Source organism: Bradyrhizobium sp. JHI2711 (assembly GCF_056156565.1).
Window position 1 is genome coordinate 98,609 of record NZ_JBPZPT010000001.1, and the last position, 18,241, is coordinate 116,849.

Here is an 18,241-nt window from a genome sequence, read left to right on the forward strand (position 1 = left end):
AAGCGAGGGAGCCCGGAATCCATTTGGCCACAGATCAAGTGGATGAATGGATTCCGGGCTCGCGACTTCGTCGCGCCCCGGAATGACACCTGGGGAGGCTAAACCAGCGACACCATCCCGCCGCCGTGGCGTTCGAGCTTGCCGGCGAGCTCGAGCTCCAGCAGCACGGTGCGCACGATCGCAGGCGAGGCGCCGGACATCCGGACGAGGTCGTCGATTGTAACAGGGGCCGGGCCGAGCAGGGCGGTGATCTGGTCGCGATCATGGCTTTGCGGATCGCTCTCGAACCGCTCGCTGTCGGGCTCGCCCACGGGATGCATCAGCGGCCGCTCCATGATCGGCTGAACCGCGTTGACGATGTCGGCAGCTTCCGTGACGAGCGTTGCGCCCTGCTTGATCAGGTCGTTGGTGCCGGCGGCGCGCGGATCGAGCGGCGAGCCCGGGACGGCGAACACTTCGCGGCCCTGTTCGGTCGCCATGCGTGCCGTGATCAGCGAGCCCGAGCGGTGCGCCGCCTCGACCACGACGACGCCGAGCGAAGCGCCCGAGATCAATCGGTTGCGCCGGGGAAAGTCGCGGGCGCGCGGCTCATGGCCGAGCGGCATTTCGGAGATCGCAGCGCCGGCGTGGTCGAGGATCGCGGCGAGCAGGTCGCCATGCTCGGGCGGATAGATGCAGTCGTGGCCGCCGGCGAGCACCGCGATCGTGCCGCTCTCGACGCTGGTGCGATGCGCGGCCTGGTCGACGCCGCGGGCGAGCCCGGAGATGACCACGAAGCCGGCTTCGCCGAGCTCGCGCGCGAGCTGGCCGGCAAATTTGAGGCCGGCGCCGGAGGCGTTGCGTGAGCCGACGATCGCGATCATCGGCCGCATCAGGAATTTGGTGTCGCCGCGCACCGCGAGCAGCGGCGGCGCATCGTCGATCATCGCCAGCCGCTCCGGATAGCCGTCCTCGCCGGGCGCGCGCCAGGCGATGCCGAACTTGCGGCTCGCGGCGAGCTCGGCCTTTGCTTCATCCGCGCTGCAGATGCGCGCCGATCGCGCCGCGCCGCCGCGGCGGGCGAGATCGGGCAGCCGCTCCAGCGCGGCGCGCGGGCTGCCGAAATGATCGACCAGCGAGCGGAAGGTGCGCGGCCCGACATTGTCGGAACGGATCAGCCGCAGGCGGTCGATCCGCTCGGCCTCGGTCAGCTCCACGCTTGAATTGATGGCGTCCACGGCGTCTCCTTGCAGTGACAGCATGGAACAACCAGAGGGCGTTGCGCAACAGGGACGTGCGCTTGCACGACCTTGTTGCGATGCTAAAAGCGATGCCAATAAGAAGGATGTTGTCATGATCTCACTCGCCGACCTCCAGCGCCGCATTGAAGCGGGGGAGCTTTCGCCCGACGCCGCCATCGCTCAGTCGCATGCGGCGATCGAAGCCAAGGAGAAGGACGTTCAGGCTTTCGTCCGGCACGACAAATCCGCGAGAGCGCAAGCCTCGGGCCCGCTGCGCGGCATTGCCGTCGGCATCAAGGACATCATCGACACCGCTGACATGCCGACCGAGATGGGCTCGGAGATCTATCGCGGCTGGCAGCCGCGCGCCGATGCGCCGGTCGTGATGATGCTGAAGCGAGCCGGGGCCACCATCATCGGCAAGACCACCACGACCGCGTTCGCCTCGAGCGATCCGACGCCGACGCTCAATCCGCACAATACGGCGCATTCGCCCGGCGGCTCGTCCGCGGGTTCGGCGGCGGCCGTCGGCGCCGGCATGATCCCGCTGGCGCTGGGCACCCAGACCGGAGGCTCGGTGATCCGGCCGGCGGCCTATTGCGGCGCTGCCGCGATAAAACCATCGTTCCGGATGCTGCCGACCATCGGCGTGAAGTGCTATTCGTGGGCCCTCGACACGGTCGGCCTGTTCGGTAGCCGCGCGGAAGATCTCGCGCGCGGATTGCTGGCGATTACCGGCCGCACTGAATTCGACGGCATCGGTCCAGCCAAGGCGCCGCGCATCGGCGTGGTCAGGCAGGAATTTGCCGAAGCCGTGGAGCCGGCGGCAGAGGAGGGTTTGCTGGCTGCGATCAAGGCGGCCGAGAAGGCCGGCGCCCGCGTGCAGATCATCGATCTGCCCGAGGCGGTCAAGGAAGCCTGGCGCATCCATCCCATCATCCAGAACTTCGAGGCGCATCGCGCGCTGGCCTGGGAGTTTTCCGAGCGTCACGACGAGATCGCGCCGCTGCTGCGCGCCAGCCTCGATGAGACGGTCGGACTGACATCGAAGGAATACGACGATGCGCGCCGCATCGCCCGCCGCGGCCGCCGCGAGCTCGGCGAGCTGTTCGAAGGGTTCGACGTGTTGCTGACCTATTCGGCGCCGGGCATAGCGCCAGCCAAGGAGCTCGCCTCGACCGGCTCGCCCCGTTACAACCGGCTGTGGACGCTGATGGGCAATCCTTGCGTCAATGTGCCGGTGCTGAAGGTTGGCGGCCTGCCTGTTGGCGTGCAGGTGATCGCGCGCTTCGGCAATGATCCTGTCGCGCTGACCTCTGCCTGGTTCCTGGAGGACGCGCTGGCGAAATCACGCTAGCGCAGGTTCGGAGGGAGCACGGGCCTGAGCGGGCGCTGAGCCGGCTCTTGCACGTTGTCCAAGCCAACGCTCCGCGGCCTCGCGACCGCTCCGGTGCAGCAGGCGAATGAAGCCGCGGCCGAGATCGGTGGATGAGCGCTGCGCCAGGCCGTCAACGGAGTCTTCCGCCGCGATCCTGGTGAGCCGCAGCGGAGAGGCCATGTGCGACTGCGCCCATTCGATCGCGGAGATCTCGGCATTGAGCGCGGCGTTCGCCGCGATCTGGTCGAGCCGGCGGTCGATCGCGGCGAGCGTGATCGGCACATAGCTGTCGCGCGTCGGCGTGACCTGGACCAGCAGCAGATCCGTTGCCGCGGTGTCCTGCACCAGGCGCAGCAGCGGCGGATTGCCGCCGAAGCCGCCGTCCCAATAGGCCTCGCCATCGATCTCGACCGCACAATGGACCAGCGGAGGGCAGGTCGAGGCCAGCGCGACGTCGGCGGTGATGGCCTCGTTGCCGAAAATCTGCTGCTGCCCGTCGCGGATCCGCGTCGCCGCGATCAGCAGTTTTGGGCACCGCGCATGGCGCAGGACGGAAAAATTGATGTCGCGGGAGACCGCCTGCCGCAGCGGATCGAGATCGAACGGATCGAACTGCCCGGAGCGCAGGGTCGGGCCGAACGCGACCGAGCTTCCCGCCGGCGAAAAGCCGCCGATCAGCATCAGTGAGCGGAACGAGGCCTCGTGCATCAGCCGGACCCAGAACCGGTTCAGCCGGGAGCGTGCGCCTTCACGGCCGCCTTCGGCCAGGCCGCAAGCGAGGAGCAGCGCATTGATGGCGCCGGCGCTGGCGCCGCTGACGGTGTCGATCTCGATGGAGGTCTCTTCGAGCAGGCGCTCCAGCACGCCCCAGGTGAAGGCCGCAAAGGTGCCGCCGCCCTGCAGCGCCAGCGAAAGCTTTCGCGGCGGCCATTGCTCGGAACGCGCCCGCGCGGGCGCGACCGGTGCAGCCTTGGCGACGGCGACATCGAGCGGAGCGTCAGGCTTGACTGCAGGCTCCGGCTGCGGCGCTGGCCGTGCAGCGGGCGCGGGCAGCGGCGCGTCGGACCAGATATTGGTCGCCGAGAGCAGCCGGCTTGCTGCAGTGCCGGAAGCACCGAGCGAGCCGATCCCGTCATTCACGCCGACAATCTTCTCGCTCATTCTGAGCAACCGCCTAACGCCGTTTCCCGTATCAGGATGACAGGCATGGAACCAGTTCGCTACAGCCTGCCGTGACTCGCAGGAGAATTGCGAACAGGATTTGGCATATAATGCGGAAGGGGTGCGGCGGTATCCGTACTTTTTCCGACCTCAAATTCTTGTTTGAGGCGTTGTCGCGACGCGAACCGGAATCCAATTCGCTCGAAAACGCTCTAAAGCGCGATGCGATTAGGAATCGTCATCACGCTTTAGGTTATTGTTTGAGCATGATCTTTTCGGAAAACCGCTACGCACTTTTCCGGATCATGCTCTAGGCCTTCTCGCCGATCCGGCTTTCCTTGCCCGCTTGCAGGCGCTTGATGTTCTCGCGATGCGCGTAGAACAACAGCAGGGTCAGCACGGCGGCGAGCGCCGACAATGCGAGATGACCGAACCACCAGAGGAACATCGGTGTGATGAACGCCGCCACCAGCGCCGAGAGCGAGGAATAGCGGGTGGTGAAGGCGGTCGCCAGCCAGAGCAGGCAGAACACGACGGCGCCCGGCCAGAACAGCCCCAGCAGGATGCCGATATACACCGCGACGCCCTTGCCGCCTTTGAACTTCAGCCAGACCGGGAAGAGGTGGCCGAGGAAAGCGCCGAGCCCGGCTACCATTGCGGCGTAGGGGCCTGCGATGTAGCCGGCGATCACCACCGCCACGGTGCCCTTGAGCGCGTCGAACAGCAGGGTTCCCGCGGCGAGGCTCTTGCGTCCGGTGCGCAGCACGTTGGTGGCGCCGATGCTGCCGGAGCCGATCGAGCGGATATCCTGGGTGCCCGCGAGCCTGGTCAGGATCAGCCCGAACGGAATCGAGCCGAGGAGATAGCCGATGACGAAAGCCACCGGCAGAAATGGTTCAAGCGCCATGGCGGCATCTCCAAAGGCCCATTCTCCACGTCGAACGAAGCCGCACGTCAGACATGCTCATATACCGTTCGTCCGCCGACAATGGTGCGCACCACCCGGCCTGTAAAGCGGGCCTCGTCGAACGGGGTGTTCTTGCAGGGCGACTTGAGGTCGGCGGGATCGACCACCCAGGGCACGTCGGGGTCGATCACGATGACATCCGCGGGGCTGCCGGCGCGCAGGGTTCCGCCCGACAGGCCGAGCAGCTCGGCCGGGCGGGTCGACATCGCGCGGATCAGCGTCTTCAGCTCGATCTCGCCGTTGTGGACCAGCCGCAGGCCGGCCGGCAGCATGGTCTCGAGCCCGACGGCGCCGGGCGCGGCTTCCGCGAACGGCAGGCGCTTGCCCTCGACGTCCTGCGGATTGTGGTCGGACATGATGACATCGAGCAGACCGGAGCCGATCGCCGCCACCAGGGCGCGGCGGTCGTCCTCGGTGCGCAGCGGCGGCGACAGCTTCAGGAACGAACGGTAAGGACCGATGTCGTTCTCGTTCAGCGCCAGATGATTGATCGAGACCGAGGCGCTGACGGCGAGCCCGGCATCGCGCGCGCGCTGAAGGATGTCGAGGGAATCGATGCAGGTCAGCGACGCCGCGTGGTAGCGGCCGCCGGTGAGGGCGACGAGGCGCAGATCGCGCTCCAGCATCACGGCTTCGGCGGCATTCGGGATGCCCATCAGGCCGAGCCGCGAGGCAAACTCGCCCTCATTCATCACGCCTTCGCCGACAAGATCGGGGTCCTCGGTGTAATGCACGATCAGCGCGTCGAAATCGCGCGCATAGGTCAGCGCGCGGCGCATCACCTGCGCATTGGTCACGCTTCTGGCGCCATCGCTGAAGGCGACGGCGCCAGCGGCTTTGAGCAGGCCGAACTCGGTCATCTCCTGGCCGTGCATGCCCTTGGTGAGGGCGGCCATCGGCTGGATGTTGACGATCGCGGTGTCGCGGGCGCGGCGCATCACAAAGTCGACCGTTGCCGAATTGTCGATCACCGGCGAGGTGTCGGGCTGGCAGATGATGGTGGTGATGCCGCCGGTCGCGGCCGCCTGGCTCGCGGTGGCAAAGGTCTCGCGGTGGCTGAAGCCGGGTTCGCCGACGAAGGCGCGCATGTCGATCAGGCCGGGTGCGACGATCTTGCCGGAGCAATTGACGATGTCGGTGCCCTCGGGGACGCCGGCCGCGCCGATGCCGCGGCGGGTCTCGCGGATGCTGCCGTCCGCGATCAGGACGTCGCCGACGCCGTCGAAATCCCTGGAGGGATCGACGACGCGGGCATTGGCCAGCAGGATGGGGCGGCGATCGGTCAGCATCGGCATCACGCGTTCGGCAGGTTACGGGCGAGCGCTTCCAGCACCGCCATGCGCACGGCGACGCCCATCTCCACCTGCTCGCGGATCAGGGATTGCGCACCGTCGGCGACGGCCGTGTCGATTTCGACGCCGCGGTTCATGGGGCCGGGATGCATCACGAGCGCGTCCGGCTTGGCGTAAGCGAGCTTCTTCTGGTCGAGCCCGAAATAGTGGAAGTATTCGCTCGACGAGGGCACGAAGGAGCCGTTCATGCGCTCGCGCTGCAGCCGCAGCATCATGACGATGTCGGCGCCGTTGAGACCCTCGCGCATGTCGCGCGCGACCTCGACGCCCATGCGCTCGATGCCCGGCGGCAGCAGCGTGGAGGGCCCGACGACGCGGACGCGGGCGCCCATGGTGTTGAGCAGGATGATGTTGGAGCGGGCGACGCGCGAATGCATCACGTCGCCGCAGATCGCGACCACGAGCCCCTCGATCCGACCCTTGTTGCGGCGGATGGTGAGCGCGTCGAGCAGCGCCTGGGTCGGATGCTCGTGCGCGCCGTCGCCGGCATTGATCACGGAACCGTCGACCTTGCGGGCCAGCAGTTCCACGGCGCCGGAGGCGTGATGGCGCATCACCAGGATGTCCGGGTGCATCGCATTGAGCGTCATCGCGGTGTCGATCAGTGTCTCGCCCTTCTTGATGGACGAGGAGGCGACCGACATGTTCATGACGTCGGCGCCCAGCCGCTTTCCCGCAAGCTCGAACGAGGATTGGGTCCGGGTGGAGGCCTCGAAGAACAGGTTCACCTGCGTCCGTCCGCGCAGGACGGTGCGCTTCTTGTCAACCTGGCGGTTGAGCTCGACATATTCTTCGGACAGGTCGAGGAGGCCGCTGATGTCGGCCGCGGAAAGGCCCTCGATGCCCAGCAAATGCCGGTGGCCGAGGACGAAGGTCGATTTCGATGTCATTAAAAGCAGAGCTATAGGGGCGGACGGCGGGGGGAGCAAGCTTCAAATCCCGCCGCCGGACTTATCCACGGCGCTTTGCGGCGGAGGCGGCGCCGCCAGCCGGTGTTCGGGGCAGCCGCTTTGCGCTAGACTCGCAACATTGGTTGCGTCACGGGCTGGATCATGACGGGCACGCGGTATTTTAATCGACTGGCGCGCAATGTTGCTGCGCTCGCGACCGCGTGCATGGCTGGCCTTGCGACACCGGCTTGGGCCGAAAAACGCGTCGCACTCGTGATCGGCAACGATCTCTATCCGAACCTGCCGGCCGACCGGCAATTGAAGAAGGCCGCCAATGACGCAACGACCGTGGCCGACGCGCTGAGGTCGCTCGGGTTCGACATCGTGCTCGGGACCAATCTTGGCCGCCAGGGCATGATCGACCGGCTTGCGGATTTCACGTCGCGGCTCGAGCCGGGCGATACCGCCGCCGTTTTCTATGCCGGACACGGCGTTGCGATCGCAGGCGTGAACTACCTCGTGCCGAGCGACGTTCCCACCGTGAACGAGGGCGCCGAGGCGCGGGTGCGCGGGGCCTCGATCGCCGAGCCCGACGTGATCGCGGAGCTTCAGGCCAAGGCAGTGCGGGTCGCCTTCGTCGTCATCGATGCCTGCCGTGACAATCCGTTTCCGCGCGCCGCCGGCCGTTCGATCGGGAACACGCGGGGGCTTGCTGACGCCCGGCCTGCGCGCGGGATCTTCACGCTCTATTCCGCAGGCATCGGCCAGACCGCGCTCGACCAGCTCGGCAGCAACGATACGGCGCACAATTCGGTGTTCACGCGGACATTCGTCGAGCAGCTCAAGCGGCCCGAGCTACATCTCGGAGACCTCGCGGTCGAGGTGCGCGAGCGCGTGGCGGCGCTGGCGCTGACGGCGACGGATGCCGGAGGACAAGCAGCACCGCACGAGCAGACGCCCGCTTATTACGACCAGACGCTCGGCGGGCGCATCTTTCTCTGGAATGCGGAATCGTCGAACGGGGCGCCGAAAGTGGCGGGCATGCTGGCGAAGCCGCCGGCAAGGCCTGCTGTCGCGGAGCGCGCCACCATGCGTCCGCCGCGTCCCTCCGCGGCAGGCGAAAGCTGCGCCCGCAGCGGCTTCGAGACCTATTGCGTCAGCTCGATGCTGAAGCCGCAATTCGGCAATTCGTACGGCGCAGCGAATTTGTTCGACGCCTCGACGGGGACGGCCTGGGTCGAAGGCGCATCCGGCAACGGCATCGGCGAATGGATCGCCATCGAGTTCGAAACCCTGCGGCGGGTCAAGTCGATCCACGTGCAGAACGGCTACCAGAAAAGCCCCGACATCTTCGCCAAGAACAACAGGGTTCGCCAGATCCGCGTGCTGTTCTCGGGCGGCGAGTCGCAGACCTTCATTCTCGACGACAAGCTGTCGGCGCAATTGCTGACATTGCGGCCGCCGGTGTCGGCCCATTGGATGCAGTTCATCATCGACGATGTCTGGGCCGGCAACAAATATACGGACACCGCGATCACGAAACTTCTGGTCAACTCGGATCCGGTGCAATGACCGCAAGGACCGGAACCGCGGCGCGCGTCGCGCTTGTCGTGCTGCTCGCACTATCGTTTCTCGTTCCCGTGCGGGCGCAGAGCTTGCCCGGTGACTTCGTCTATCTGCGCGATATCGATCCCAGCATCATCCAGGATATCCGTTACGCCACGTCGAACAATTTCGTCGGCCGTCCGCTCGCCGGCTACCAAGCAGGCGAATGCGTGGTGAAGCGCGAGGTGGGGCTGCGGCTGAAAGCGGTGCAGCAGGAGCTGGCGGCGCAAAATCTCTCGCTCAAGATGTTCGACTGCTACCGGCCGGCGCGGGCCTCGCTCGACATGGTCAAGTGGTCGCAGAACGGCCGCGAGACGGCGTCGGAGCGGCGCTACAATCCGAAGATCCCCAAGACCGAGCTGTTCCGCCTCGGCTACATTGCGAGCCGCTCGCAGCATTCGACCGGTGCGGCACTCGATCTCACGCTGGTCGATCTCAGGGCGGACAATTCTGCCAAATATGATCCAGCCAAGACCTATGCGGATTGCACGGCGCCGGTCGAGGCGCGGGCGCCCGAGGGCAGCGTCGACATGGGCACAGGCTACGACTGTACCGACCCGAAGGGGCACACTGCGGCACCATCGATCACTCCGGAGCAGCGCGCCTGGCGCAAGCGGCTGGTGGCTGTGATGGCCAGGCAAGGCTTTGTGAACTATTCGAAGGAGTGGTGGCATTTTTCGCTGCCGGGGGCAGGCGGGGCGGCCTATGATTTCCCGATCCAGCCGCGACGGAACTGATTCCGCGCCGAGGACGCAAAATGACCCAGCCCACATTTGCGACCCACGAGGTCTTCAACCAGTCGCCGCCGTTCGAGGACGTCGATCTTTTCGCCGTGGACCGACCGCTGGTCGAGGCGGTCAGGTCCAATGGCGGCGCAGCGGTGGAGCGGGAACTGTCGGAGTTCGGCCGGCATTGGGGCTCGGCAGCAATGGCCGATCGCGGGCGCCTTGCGAACGAGAACACGCCGAAGCTGCGCAGCTTCGATGCCAAAGGCAATCGCCGCGACCAGGTCGAGTTTCATCCCGCCTATCACGAGCTGATGGCGCACAGTGCGCATGCCGGCGTGCACAATTCGACGTGGATGGCGGACGGAAAACCTGCGGGCGATGCCACTGAGGTCATTCGTGCCGCAAAGTTCTACATGGCTGCGCAAGTCGAGACCGGCCACCTTTGCCCGATCACGATGACGCGCGCCTCCGTCGGTGCGCTGGCGATGCAGCCTGACTTGCTCGCGCGCGTGATGCCGGTGTTGTCGACCAAGAGCTACGATCCGAGCTTTGCGCCGTGGTGGCAGAAACGCGGCATGACGCTCGGCATGGGCATGACCGAGAAGCAGGGCGGCACCGACGTGCGCGCTAACATGACGCGTGCGGTGCGCGACGGGGACGGCTATCGCATCACCGGCCACAAATGGTTCATGTCGGCGCCGATGTGCGATGCGTTCCTGGTGCTGGCGCAGGCCGAAGGCGGGCTGACCTGCTTCTTCATGCCGCGCTTCGCGCCGGACGGATCGGTCAACGCCATTCAGTTCCAGCGGCTGAAGGACAAGCTCGGCAACCGCTCCAATGCCTCATCCGAGGTCGAATTCACGGGCGCCTATGCCGAAAGGGTCGGCGAGGAGGGCAAGGGCATCCGTACCATCATCCAGATGGTGCAGCTGACGCGGCAGGATTGCGCGATCGCCTCCGTCGGCCTGATGCGCTCGGGGCTTGCGCATGCGCTGCACCATGCCCGGCATCGCAGCGTGTTCCAGAAGCATCTGGCCGATCAGCCCCTGATGCAGGCCGTGCTGTCGGACATGGCCCTGCATGTGGAGGCGAGCACGGCGCTGGTGATGCGGCTCTGCCGCGCCTTCGACCGCACGCCGCACGATGCGGCGGAGGCGGCCTATATGCGGCTGCTCACGCCCGCGATCAAATACTGGACCTGCAAGAGCGCGCCGCCGTTCCTGTTTGAGGCGATGGAGTGCCTCGGCGGCAACGGTTATGTCGAGGACGGCATTCTGGCGCGCCATTATCGGGAGTCGCCGGTCAACGCGATCTGGGAGGGCTCGGGCAACGTGATGTGCCTCGACGTGCTCCGCGCGCTCTCGCGCGAGGGCGAGGCGGCGACGGCGGTGCTGCAAGCGCTGGCGGCCGAGACCAAGGGGCTGCCGGGGGCGGGCGAGGCGGCCAGCTTCATCGGCAAGACGTTTCGGCGCGCCGACGGCGAGCGCGTCGCGCGGCTTGCGGTCGAGAAGCTGGCATTGCTGGCCGCGACGGCCGCGCTCAATGGCGTGTCGCCGCGCCAGGCCGAATTGTTTGCCGCGACCCGCCTCGCGACGAACCATGCCAGCATGTACGGCGCGGTCGAGCTCGACAGCGCCGCCGTGCGCGCGCTGCTGGAGCGGGCGCTGCCGTGAATCTCCAAAACGAAAGCCTCCCGATGGACTCCCTCAATCCCGATCATCCGCCGCTGACCGCGACGCCGGCGGCGCCGCGCGTCTGGAAGTTCTGGGGCACGGCGGTGTGGGGCCTCTTCATCTTCGTTGCGATGTTCGTCGGGCAGATCGGCGCCGTCCTTCTGCTGGCGGCGCAGCGTGGTCTACCCATGGACCTCGCTTCGCTGCAGGTCGTCGGCCGCGAGCCCCAGACGCTTGCGCTCTCGGTCATCATGGGCTTGCCGGCGACACTGGCCGCGGTCTGGCTCGCCATTCGCATCAAGAAAGCTTCGTTCTTCGATTATCTCGCGCTGCATTGGCCGTCCTGGAAGCAGCTGCTGTTCGGCGCCGTCGGCCTCATCCTGATCGTGCTGCTCTGGGAGACGATGTCGCGCGCCCTCGGCCGCGAGGCGACGCCGGGCTTCATGACCGATCTGTTGAAAACGGGCCGCGACAAGGGCGCCGCGCTGCTGCTGCTGGCCGCATTCGCGGTGGCGGCGCCGATGTCGGAAGAGGTTCTGGCGCGAGGCTTCCTCTATCGTGGCTGGTCGGCGAGCTTCCTGCGCGCACCCGGCGCGATCCTGATGTCGTCGCTGGTGTGGACAATCGTCCATCTGCAGTACGACATGTACTTCCTCGCCGAAGTTTTTGCCATCGGCCTGTGGTTCGGCTACATGCGCTACCGCTCCGGCTCGCTGTGGCTCACCATCGTGCTGCATGCGCTGAACAATCTCACCGCGGTGGTGCTGACGATGTGGCTGGGGAGCTAAGCCGCCAGGGCGATCGCGATCGGCATCGTGATGGCTGCAAAGATCGTCTGCAGCGTGATGATCTGCGCCAGCAGCGGGGCGTCGCCGCCCATCTGGCGGGCGAGGACATAGGCGCTGGACGAGGTCGGCACCGCCGAGCAGATCGCCACGATCGCCAGGCTGTTGCCGGAAAGCCCGAACCAGAGACCAAGCCCCATCGCGAGCGCGGGCATCAGCAAGAGCTTGAAAACGACGCCGACGGCTGCGCCGAGGCTTGGACGGAAGAGCCCTTCGAGATGCAATCCCGCGCCTGTGACGAGCAGGCCGATGGCGAGGGAGGAGCTGCCGAGCGCGTCTGCAACCTCATGCCAAAGCCTTGGCAGCGGCAGATGGGTGACATTGACAGTAAGGCCGATGACGCAGGCCCAGATCAAGGGATTGCGCACCAACGTCATGAAGATGGCGCGGCCGGATTGCTTTTCCGGCGATGCGTAACGAGCGAGTACCGACACGCTGAACACGTTGACGAGCGGGATGATCGCCACCATCGCAACGGAGGCGAGCGCCAGCCCGACATCGCCGAACAGATTGGCGGCGATCGACAGCGCAACGAAGGTCTGCCAGCGCGTCGCCCCCTGGAAGATCGAGGTGAAGGCGGGGCCGTCGATGCCGAGCCGCGACAGGGCGGGGCGCAGCGCGAGGCACAACAGCGACATCGCCAGTGCCGACAGCAGCAGCGCGCCGCCGACGCCGGCGACCGGCACCTTGGAGAGGTCGGCTTTTACCAGGGTCTGGATCAGCAGCATCGGAAACAACACGAAATAGGTCAGCTGCTCCAACCCGTGCCATTGCGTGTCGAGTCGCATCAGGCTGCGCTTCAGCACGATGCCGAGCACGATCAGGATGAAGACCGGCAGCAGCGCCGCGATGACGACGGCCATGGATCAGTCCGGTCCCGGGCTCGTGCGAAGATTGGCAAGGCGATCGAGTGCGCCTTGCAGGATGAAGATCGCGGCGTGCTCGTCGATCACCTCGGCCCGCTTGGCGCGGCTGACGTCCATGCCGATCAGCTCGCGCTCGACCGCCGCGGTCGAAAGACGTTCGTCCCAGAGACCGATGGGCAGCGCGGTCAATCCGGCCAGATTGCGCGCGAAGGCGCGGGTCGATTGCGCGCGCGGCCCTTCGCTGCCGTCCATGTTGATGGGCAGGCCGAGCACGAAGCCGACCACCTTGCGCTCGGTGGCGACGGCCAGCAGCCTGGCGGCATCCTGCTTGAACTGCTTGCGCTGGATCGTCTCGACTCCGGTCGCCAGCCGCCGGTCCGGGTCGGATACGGCAACACCGATGGTCTTGGTGCCCAAATCGAGTCCGACCAGCGCGCCGCGCGCGGGCCAGTGGGTTGCAGCATCGATGAGAGGCAGGATAGGAGCCGGCATGGCTTTAGCGCATATCATGCGTCGCGCTGCGGGGTGAACTGATAACCATGGATGCACTGACACTATTCGGCCTGTTTGCCGTGACGGCGATGCTGGTCTGCTATGCCCTGGAGGATCGCAGCCACTGGTTCGTGCTGCTGTTCGCGGCGTCCTGCGCGCTGGGGTCGGCCTATGGCTTCCTGCAAGGCGCCTGGCCGTTCGGCCTGGTCGAGGCGATCTGGGCCGTCGTGGCATTGCGGCGGTGGCAGGTGAGGCCGCGGTGACGGAGGGGTGGGCGAGGGGCCTGCCGCGCGGCAAGCGGCTCCTCGCCCGGTTTTCAGCTCAGCGGATCGCGATCGGGTTGATCATGGCCTGCACGGCGCCGGTCCAGCGCGGCTGGCCCAGCACGAACAGGAATTCATAGCCCTTGTCGCGCGCGAGCGCCGCCGTGTCCATGTTCTCGAGGATATAGGTCCCGTTCATCGCGAGCAGAATCTGGTGGACCTCGAACACGGTCTTGCCTTCGAACGGCAACACCTCGAGCCCCCAGGTGTCGGCGCCGACCGCGACGACGCCCTTGCCGGCGAGGTACTTCGCGCCCTCGACGCCGAGGCCGGGCTCGCCGGCCGAGTAGCGCTTGTCGTCCTTGCCGATCAGGCTGAGCCAGCCGGTGTGGAAGATGACGACATCGCCCTGGCGGATCTCGACGTTCTGCTGCTTGGCGGCTTCCTCGATCTCCTTGACGTTGAAGGCGGTGCCTTCCTTCACCACGTCGGTCTTGAAATAGGCGGCCATGTCGAGCAGCACGCCGCGGGCGACCATCGGCGGCACCTTCTCGATGCCGAGCTTCTTCAAGCCATTGGGATCGGCGAAATCGGCCAGCTTGTTGCCGTTGTAGTAGACGTGCTCGACGCCGAGATGGCCGAGCCCGTCGAGCTGACTGCCGATGCCGACCCAGCTGTCGAGGATGTCATCGTTGTAAGTGGCCTTGTTCGGACCGAGACCCGGGGTGCCGGCCTGTCCGGGCTGCACGATGGTGAGCTTGAAGGTGCGCGGCGGGTAGGCGGGCGTCTGCGGCGTGACGGGGATGCCGAGGGCGTAGGTCTTGCCGGTCTTCACCAGCGATGCCGCCTTCACAACGAGCTCGGGCGTCATGTAGTTGGCGGCGCCGATCTCGTCGTTCGGCCCCCATTTCGATTTGGTCCAGTCCTGTGCGCTTGCAGTTCCTGAAATCGCCGACAACGCAGCGACGCAGCACAACACGAGCGTATTGCGCATCAATAGTCCTCCCGATGTTTTCTGCCGGTGTTTGGCTTCGTTTATGGTTTCGCGCTGGCCAGTCACTCATCCTAACGTAGAAGAAGCGCGGGCTTCAAAGCTTTTCGAAGTGCTGCGCTGCGATGGCAGCACGCAGCGCGGATCGATTCAAACGCGATGGATTTGTGACGAATTTCGTGGCGTGGAACGTTGGCGCTCCGTCATGCCGCGATGACGTCCTCGTCCTTCTTCAGGCAATCGGCAAAACCGCTCAGCGCGCTGTATTGATGTCCGGCGCGGCGCTGGATGAAGAGTGTCTCGACACGTGCATGTGACGGGCTCAGCGTGTGGACGGCGACGGCGCCGTTCATCGCGCTGCGTTCCACGACGGCGCGCGGCAGCAGGGTCACGCCCATGTCGGCGGCGACGCAGCCGATCATGCCGTCGAGCGTGCCGAGCTCGAAGCGCGCCGCCGATGGCCAGCCGAATTCGACGAAGATCTGTTCGAGCCGCTGGCGATAGGTGCAGCCGGTGCGGAACACCAGCGCGGTCGGACCCGACTCCGGCGTGCCGGCGCGCAGCTCGGCGAGCGAGGCCCAGCGGCGCGCGCTGACCAGCACCAGCTCTTCGCGGAACGCGCTCGTCGCGGTGAGGTCGTCATGCGTGATGGGTCCAGCGACGAAGGCGCCGTCAAGCGTGCCGTCGAGCACGAGGGCGACGAGGTCGGCGGTCGGCGCGGTGCGCAACGAAAGGCGCACGGCCGGGAAGCGGCGGTGGAAATCGGCGAGCAGCGGCGGCAATCGCACGGCTGCCGTGGTCTCCATCGATCCGATCGCGAGCGGTCCTTTCGGCTCGCCATCGTCGCGCGCGGCGAGCAAGGCTTCGCGCGACAGCGCTGCCATCTTTTGCGCATAGGGGAGGAGGCGCTTGCCGGCGCCGGTCAGCGTCATGCCGCGCGAGTGCCGCTCGAACAGCGGCGTGCCGATCTCCGCCTCCAGCGCCTTCACGCGCTGGGTGACGTTCGACTGCACGGTGTTGAGCTCTTCGGCGGCGCGGGTGATGCCGCCGGTGCGGGCGACCGCGGCGAAGGTCTTGATATCGCTGAGTTCCATGGTGTCGTTTCGCTTTTGAGATGGCAGCGTTCGCAACAATTCAATTTTCGAGAATGCTAGTCGCGCCTAGTCTCGCTGTCCAGATCGGGGAGGAGCCGTATGCCGATGACGACGTCGCTGACCACGCTGCTGGGGATCGAGCATCCGATCCTGTTGGCGCCGATGGATGTCATTGCTGGCAGCCGCCTGGTCGCGGCGGTGAGCCGCGCCGGCGGGTTCGGCATTCTTGGCGGCGGCTATGGCGAACGGGTCTGGCTGGAGCAGGAGACGGCGAAGCTCGCCGACCTCAGTGCACCGTTCGGGATCGGCTTCATCACCTGGAGCCTCGCCAAGCGGCCCGAGCTTCTCGATGTCGCGCTCGCTGCAAAACCAGTTGCGATCATGTTGTCGTTCGGCGATCCCGCGCCGTTCGCGCCCAAGATCAAATCCGCCGGCGCGCGCCTGATTTGCCAGGTGCAGGACGAAGCGATGGCGCGGCAGGCGCTCGATGCCGGTGCTGACATCCTGATTGCGCAAGGCACGGAGGCGGGCGGTCATGGCGCTTCGCGCACCACTGTCGATCTCGTGCCCGCCATCGTCGATCTCGTCGCGGGGCGCGTTCCAGTGGTGGCGGCTGGCGGCATCGCGGATGGGCGCGGCCTCGCGGCCATGATGATGCTGGGCGCGAGCGGCGTGCTGCTCGGCACGCGCTTCTATGCCAGCCAGGAGGCCGACGGTGCGGAGGAGGCCAAGCGCCGCATCTGCGCGGCGAACTCCGGTTCGACCGTGCGCGGCATCCTCTTCGATCTCTCCCGCAACAATGTCTGGCCGGCGCCGTTTACCGGGCGGTGCCTGGTCAACGATCATGCCAAGCGCTGGATCGGCCGCGAGGTCGAGCTGATGCAGAATGTTGCCGCAGTCGCTTCCGAGTATGCGGCAGCAAGGGCGGCGGGCAATTTCGATGTCGCGGCCGTGATCGCCGGCGAGGCGGTTGGGTTGATTCATGATATCCCACCGGCGGCGGAGATCGTCGAGCGGATTGCGGCGGAGGCGGAGCAGTTGCTGGCAGGACGCCGGAATTCAGCGAGAGGTGTTCTTCCTTCTCCCCTTGTGGGAGAAGGTGGCGCGCAGCGCCGGATGAGGGGTTCTTTCCGCGGAGAGTGAAGTCAAATCTGAGAGGTCTGCTTCCGCGGATGCAAACCCCTCACCCGTCTCGCCGCTATCGCGGCGATCCACCCTCTCCCACAAGGGGAGAGGGAAGAGCGAATGCGAGGCAAGCATCATGTGGCCTGACCGTCGACTGATCGATCTCTTCAAGACCGAATTTCCGATCGTGCTGGCGCCGATGGCTGGCGTGATGGATGCGGAGCTGGTGATTGCGGCTGCGCAGGGCGGGGCGCTGGGGTCGCTGCCGTGTGCGATGATCTCGCCGGAGAAGGCGCGCGAGCAGGTTGGTCTCATCCGCCAGCGCGTCAAGGCGCCGGTCAACATGAACTTCTTCTGCCACACGCCGGTCGAGTTGACGCGCGAAGCCGAGGCGCGGTGGAAGCAGCGGCTCGCGGGGTACTATTCCGAGCACAGTCTCGATCCCTCCGCGCCGATCGCGGCTGCGAACCGCGCGCCGTTCGATGCAGCGTTCTGCGAAGTGGTCGAGGAGCTGAAGCCGGAGGTCGTCAGCTTCCATTTCGGCCTGCCGGAGCAAGCGCTGCTGCGGCGCGTCAAGGCGGCGGGTTGCCTCGTCATCTCGTCCGCGACGACGGTTAAGGAGGCGGTCTGGCTGGAAGAACACGGCGCCGATGCCGTGATCGCGCAAGGTGCCGAGGCGGGCGGCCATCGCGGCATGTTCCTGACCGACAAGATCGCCGAGCAGCCCGGCACCTTCGCGCTGGTGCCGCAGGTCGTCGATGCCGTGAAGGTGCCGGTGATCGCGGCGGGCGGCATCGCCGACGGACGCGGCATTGCCGCAGCCTTCGCGCTCGGTGCCGCCGGCGTGCAGATCGGCAGCGCCTATCTGCGCTGCCCGGAATCCAAGCTCAGCGCGGGCGGCCGCAAGGCGCTTGCCGAGGCGCGGGACGATTCCACCGTCATCACCAATGTCATGACCGGCCGGCCTGCGCGCGGGGTGCAGAACCGGCTGATGCGCGAGGCCGGTCCGATCTCGCCGGATGCGCCGCCGTTTCCCCACGCCGCGACGGCGCTGGGGCCGTTGAAAGCGGCTGCCGAAAAGCAGGGCAGGGTGGATTTCACCAATCTCTGGGCAGGGCAGGCCGTTGCGCTGGGCCGCGAGCTTCCCGCCGCCGAATTGACCCGGGATCTCGCCAAATCGGCGCTGGGGCGCATGAAGGCCCTCGCCGGATAGGGGGAAGCGCCGGTTGCGGCGCAAAAGCGGCCTCTGCTATACGGCACATAGGTTTTGCCGTAAGAGGCCTTATATAATGTCCGTCGACGCCGCTACCGTCCGCCGCATCGCGCATCTGGCGCGCATTGCGGTTTCCGAGGGCGAGGTTCCGCATCTGCAGGGCGAGCTCAACGCCATGCTCGCTTTCGTCGAGCAGCTCTCGGAGGTCAATGTCGAGGGCGTGGATCCCATGACCTCGGTCACCCCGATGCAGATGAAGAAGCGGCAGGACGTGGTCGACGACGGCGGGATCGCCGACGATATCGTTGCCAACGCGCCCGCGACCGAAGGTCACTTCTTCCTGGTGCCGAAGGTCGTTGAATAAACAGGTTAGATCCG

Annotated in this window: 18 protein-coding genes; 9 read left to right on the forward strand and 9 right to left on the reverse strand. The window is 66.4% G+C overall.

Annotated features, from left to right (window positions below):
* Positions 1-98: 98 nt before the first annotated feature.
* Positions 99-1,241 (reverse strand): DNA-processing protein DprA, encoded by a 1,143-nt coding sequence (dprA, locus tag ACTEK7_RS00500; protein WP_225148410.1) that lies wholly within the window; start codon positions 1,239-1,241, stop codon positions 99-101.
* A gap of 91 nt (positions 1,242-1,332) precedes the next feature.
* Here dprA and ACTEK7_RS00505 point away from each other — a divergent pair, with 91 nt between their 5' ends.
* A complete protein-coding gene (locus tag ACTEK7_RS00505) occupies positions 1,333-2,577 on the forward strand; it encodes an amidase (RefSeq protein WP_036025548.1) in 1,245 nt (414 codons plus the stop codon).
* On the opposite strand, the gene ACTEK7_RS00510 is transcribed toward ACTEK7_RS00505, so the two are convergent.
* The 4 genes from ACTEK7_RS00510 to ACTEK7_RS00525 all read right to left on the reverse strand — a co-directional run bounded on the left by ACTEK7_RS00510 (position 2,569) and on the right by ACTEK7_RS00525 (position 6,968).
* Positions 2,569-3,759, reverse strand: coding sequence for a patatin-like phospholipase family protein (locus ACTEK7_RS00510; protein WP_225125092.1), 1,191 nt, complete (start codon positions 3,757-3,759; stop codon positions 2,569-2,571). The two genes, ACTEK7_RS00505 and ACTEK7_RS00510, sit on opposite strands and share 9 nt — an antisense overlap.
* A gap of 310 nt (positions 3,760-4,069) precedes the next feature.
* Entirely contained in the window at positions 4,070-4,666 is a 597-nt protein-coding gene (gene plsY / locus ACTEK7_RS00515; protein WP_036015094.1) for a glycerol-3-phosphate 1-O-acyltransferase PlsY, read from the reverse strand.
* 47 nt (positions 4,667-4,713) lie between these two features.
* Positions 4,714-6,015: a dihydroorotase gene (locus ACTEK7_RS00520; protein ID WP_036015131.1), complete on the reverse strand. Its 1,302-nt coding sequence runs from the start codon at positions 6,013-6,015 to the stop codon at positions 4,714-4,716.
* A gap of 5 nt (positions 6,016-6,020) precedes the next feature.
* Positions 6,021-6,968, reverse strand: a complete 948-nt coding sequence (locus ACTEK7_RS00525) for an aspartate carbamoyltransferase catalytic subunit (protein ID WP_036015092.1) — start codon at positions 6,966-6,968, stop codon at positions 6,021-6,023.
* Positions 6,969-7,193: 225 nt separating this feature from the next.
* Here ACTEK7_RS00525 and ACTEK7_RS00530 point away from each other — a divergent pair, with 225 nt between their 5' ends.
* Genes ACTEK7_RS00530 through ACTEK7_RS00545 form a run of 4 tightly spaced genes read left to right on the forward strand, consistent with a single transcriptional unit; the run spans position 7,194 to position 11,762 of the window.
* Positions 7,194-8,540 carry an NADase-type glycan-binding domain-containing protein gene (locus ACTEK7_RS00530; RefSeq protein WP_225148411.1) on the forward strand — a complete coding sequence of 449 codons (1,347 nt, stop codon included), beginning with the start codon at positions 7,194-7,196 and terminating at the stop codon, positions 8,538-8,540.
* Positions 8,537-9,310, forward strand: a complete 774-nt coding sequence (locus tag ACTEK7_RS00535; protein WP_036025543.1) for a M15 family metallopeptidase — start codon at positions 8,537-8,539, stop codon at positions 9,308-9,310. Before ACTEK7_RS00530 ends, ACTEK7_RS00535 begins: the two co-directional genes overlap by 4 nt.
* A 20-nt stretch (positions 9,311-9,330) precedes the next feature.
* Positions 9,331-10,974 (forward strand): acyl-CoA dehydrogenase family protein, encoded by a 1,644-nt coding sequence (locus ACTEK7_RS00540; RefSeq protein ID WP_225148412.1) that lies wholly within the window; start codon positions 9,331-9,333, stop codon positions 10,972-10,974.
* A 23-nt stretch (positions 10,975-10,997) separates the two neighbouring features.
* A complete protein-coding gene (locus ACTEK7_RS00545) occupies positions 10,998-11,762 on the forward strand; it encodes a CPBP family intramembrane glutamic endopeptidase (protein WP_225148413.1) in 765 nt (254 codons plus the stop codon).
* Here ACTEK7_RS00545 and ACTEK7_RS00550 read toward each other — a convergent pair.
* A complete protein-coding gene (locus tag ACTEK7_RS00550) occupies positions 11,759-12,682 on the reverse strand; it encodes an AEC family transporter (protein WP_109143515.1) in 924 nt (307 codons plus the stop codon). The two genes, ACTEK7_RS00545 and ACTEK7_RS00550, sit on opposite strands and share 4 nt — an antisense overlap.
* Positions 12,683-12,685: 3 nt before the next feature.
* On the reverse strand, positions 12,686-13,177 hold the full coding sequence (gene ruvX / locus ACTEK7_RS00555; RefSeq protein ID WP_036015081.1) for a Holliday junction resolvase RuvX: 492 nt from the start codon (positions 13,175-13,177) through the stop codon (positions 12,686-12,688).
* A 47-nt stretch (positions 13,178-13,224) separates the two neighbouring features.
* Between ruvX and ACTEK7_RS00560 the strand changes: the two genes are divergently transcribed.
* Complete coding sequence (locus ACTEK7_RS00560) at positions 13,225-13,440, forward strand: hypothetical protein (protein ID WP_036015080.1); 216 nt, start codon at positions 13,225-13,227, stop codon at positions 13,438-13,440.
* Positions 13,441-13,498: 58 nt separating this feature from the next.
* On the opposite strand, the gene ACTEK7_RS00565 is transcribed toward ACTEK7_RS00560, so the two are convergent.
* Together ACTEK7_RS00565 and ACTEK7_RS00570 are read right to left on the reverse strand one after the other, a co-directional pair.
* The gene (locus ACTEK7_RS00565; RefSeq protein WP_036025535.1) at positions 13,499-14,434 is read right to left on the reverse strand and encodes a cyclase family protein; all 936 of its coding nucleotides are present in this window, start codon (positions 14,432-14,434) and stop codon (positions 13,499-13,501) included.
* Positions 14,435-14,634: 200 nt separating this feature from the next.
* Positions 14,635-15,525, reverse strand: coding sequence for a LysR family transcriptional regulator (locus tag ACTEK7_RS00570; RefSeq protein ID WP_036025534.1), 891 nt, complete (start codon positions 15,523-15,525; stop codon positions 14,635-14,637).
* Between the two features lie 99 nt (positions 15,526-15,624).
* Here ACTEK7_RS00570 and ACTEK7_RS00575 point away from each other — a divergent pair, with 99 nt between their 5' ends.
* From ACTEK7_RS00575 to gatC, 3 genes are all read left to right on the forward strand, one after another.
* Entirely contained in the window at positions 15,625-16,668 is a 1,044-nt protein-coding gene (locus ACTEK7_RS00575; RefSeq protein WP_225148414.1) for an NAD(P)H-dependent flavin oxidoreductase, read from the forward strand.
* 118 nt (positions 16,669-16,786) lie between these two features.
* Complete coding sequence (locus tag ACTEK7_RS00580) at positions 16,787-17,863, forward strand: NAD(P)H-dependent flavin oxidoreductase (RefSeq protein WP_225148415.1); 1,077 nt, start codon at positions 16,787-16,789, stop codon at positions 17,861-17,863.
* Between the two features lie 76 nt (positions 17,864-17,939).
* A complete protein-coding gene (gene gatC, locus ACTEK7_RS00585; RefSeq protein WP_225135680.1) occupies positions 17,940-18,227 on the forward strand; it encodes an Asp-tRNA(Asn)/Glu-tRNA(Gln) amidotransferase subunit GatC in 288 nt (95 codons plus the stop codon).
* Positions 18,228-18,241: the final 14 nt, after the last annotated feature.

Bases quoted from the DNA above. Each gene is read 5' to 3' on its own strand.
- ACTEK7_RS00580 (WP_225148415.1), top strand. From the start codon at position 16,787: ATGTGGCCTGACCGTCGACTGATCGATCTCTTCAAGACCGAATTTCCG.
- ACTEK7_RS00520 (WP_036015131.1), bottom strand. From the start codon at position 6,015: ATGCTGACCGATCGCCGCCCCATCCTGCTGGCCAATGCCCGCGTCGTC.
- ACTEK7_RS00565 (WP_036025535.1), bottom strand. From the start codon at position 14,434: ATGCGCAATACGCTCGTGTTGTGCTGCGTCGCTGCGTTGTCGGCGATT.
- plsY (WP_036015094.1), bottom strand. From the start codon at position 4,666: ATGGCGCTTGAACCATTTCTGCCGGTGGCTTTCGTCATCGGCTATCTC.
- ruvX (WP_036015081.1), bottom strand. From the start codon at position 13,177: ATGCCGGCTCCTATCCTGCCTCTCATCGATGCTGCAACCCACTGGCCC.
- ACTEK7_RS00545 (WP_225148413.1), top strand. From the start codon at position 10,998: ATGGACTCCCTCAATCCCGATCATCCGCCGCTGACCGCGACGCCGGCG.
- dprA (WP_225148410.1), bottom strand. From the start codon at position 1,241: ATGCTGTCACTGCAAGGAGACGCCGTGGACGCCATCAATTCAAGCGTG.
- ACTEK7_RS00535 (WP_036025543.1), top strand. From the start codon at position 8,537: ATGACCGCAAGGACCGGAACCGCGGCGCGCGTCGCGCTTGTCGTGCTG.
- ACTEK7_RS00575 (WP_225148414.1), top strand. From the start codon at position 15,625: ATGCCGATGACGACGTCGCTGACCACGCTGCTGGGGATCGAGCATCCG.
- ACTEK7_RS00525 (WP_036015092.1), bottom strand. From the start codon at position 6,968: ATGACATCGAAATCGACCTTCGTCCTCGGCCACCGGCATTTGCTGGGC.
- gatC (WP_225135680.1), top strand. From the start codon at position 17,940: ATGTCCGTCGACGCCGCTACCGTCCGCCGCATCGCGCATCTGGCGCGC.
- ACTEK7_RS00560 (WP_036015080.1), top strand. From the start codon at position 13,225: ATGGATGCACTGACACTATTCGGCCTGTTTGCCGTGACGGCGATGCTG.
- ACTEK7_RS00540 (WP_225148412.1), top strand. From the start codon at position 9,331: ATGACCCAGCCCACATTTGCGACCCACGAGGTCTTCAACCAGTCGCCG.
- ACTEK7_RS00570 (WP_036025534.1), bottom strand. From the start codon at position 15,525: ATGGAACTCAGCGATATCAAGACCTTCGCCGCGGTCGCCCGCACCGGC.
- ACTEK7_RS00550 (WP_109143515.1), bottom strand. From the start codon at position 12,682: ATGGCCGTCGTCATCGCGGCGCTGCTGCCGGTCTTCATCCTGATCGTG.
- ACTEK7_RS00510 (WP_225125092.1), bottom strand. From the start codon at position 3,759: ATGAGCGAGAAGATTGTCGGCGTGAATGACGGGATCGGCTCGCTCGGT.
- ACTEK7_RS00530 (WP_225148411.1), top strand. From the start codon at position 7,194: ATGGCTGGCCTTGCGACACCGGCTTGGGCCGAAAAACGCGTCGCACTC.
- ACTEK7_RS00505 (WP_036025548.1), top strand. From the start codon at position 1,333: ATGATCTCACTCGCCGACCTCCAGCGCCGCATTGAAGCGGGGGAGCTT.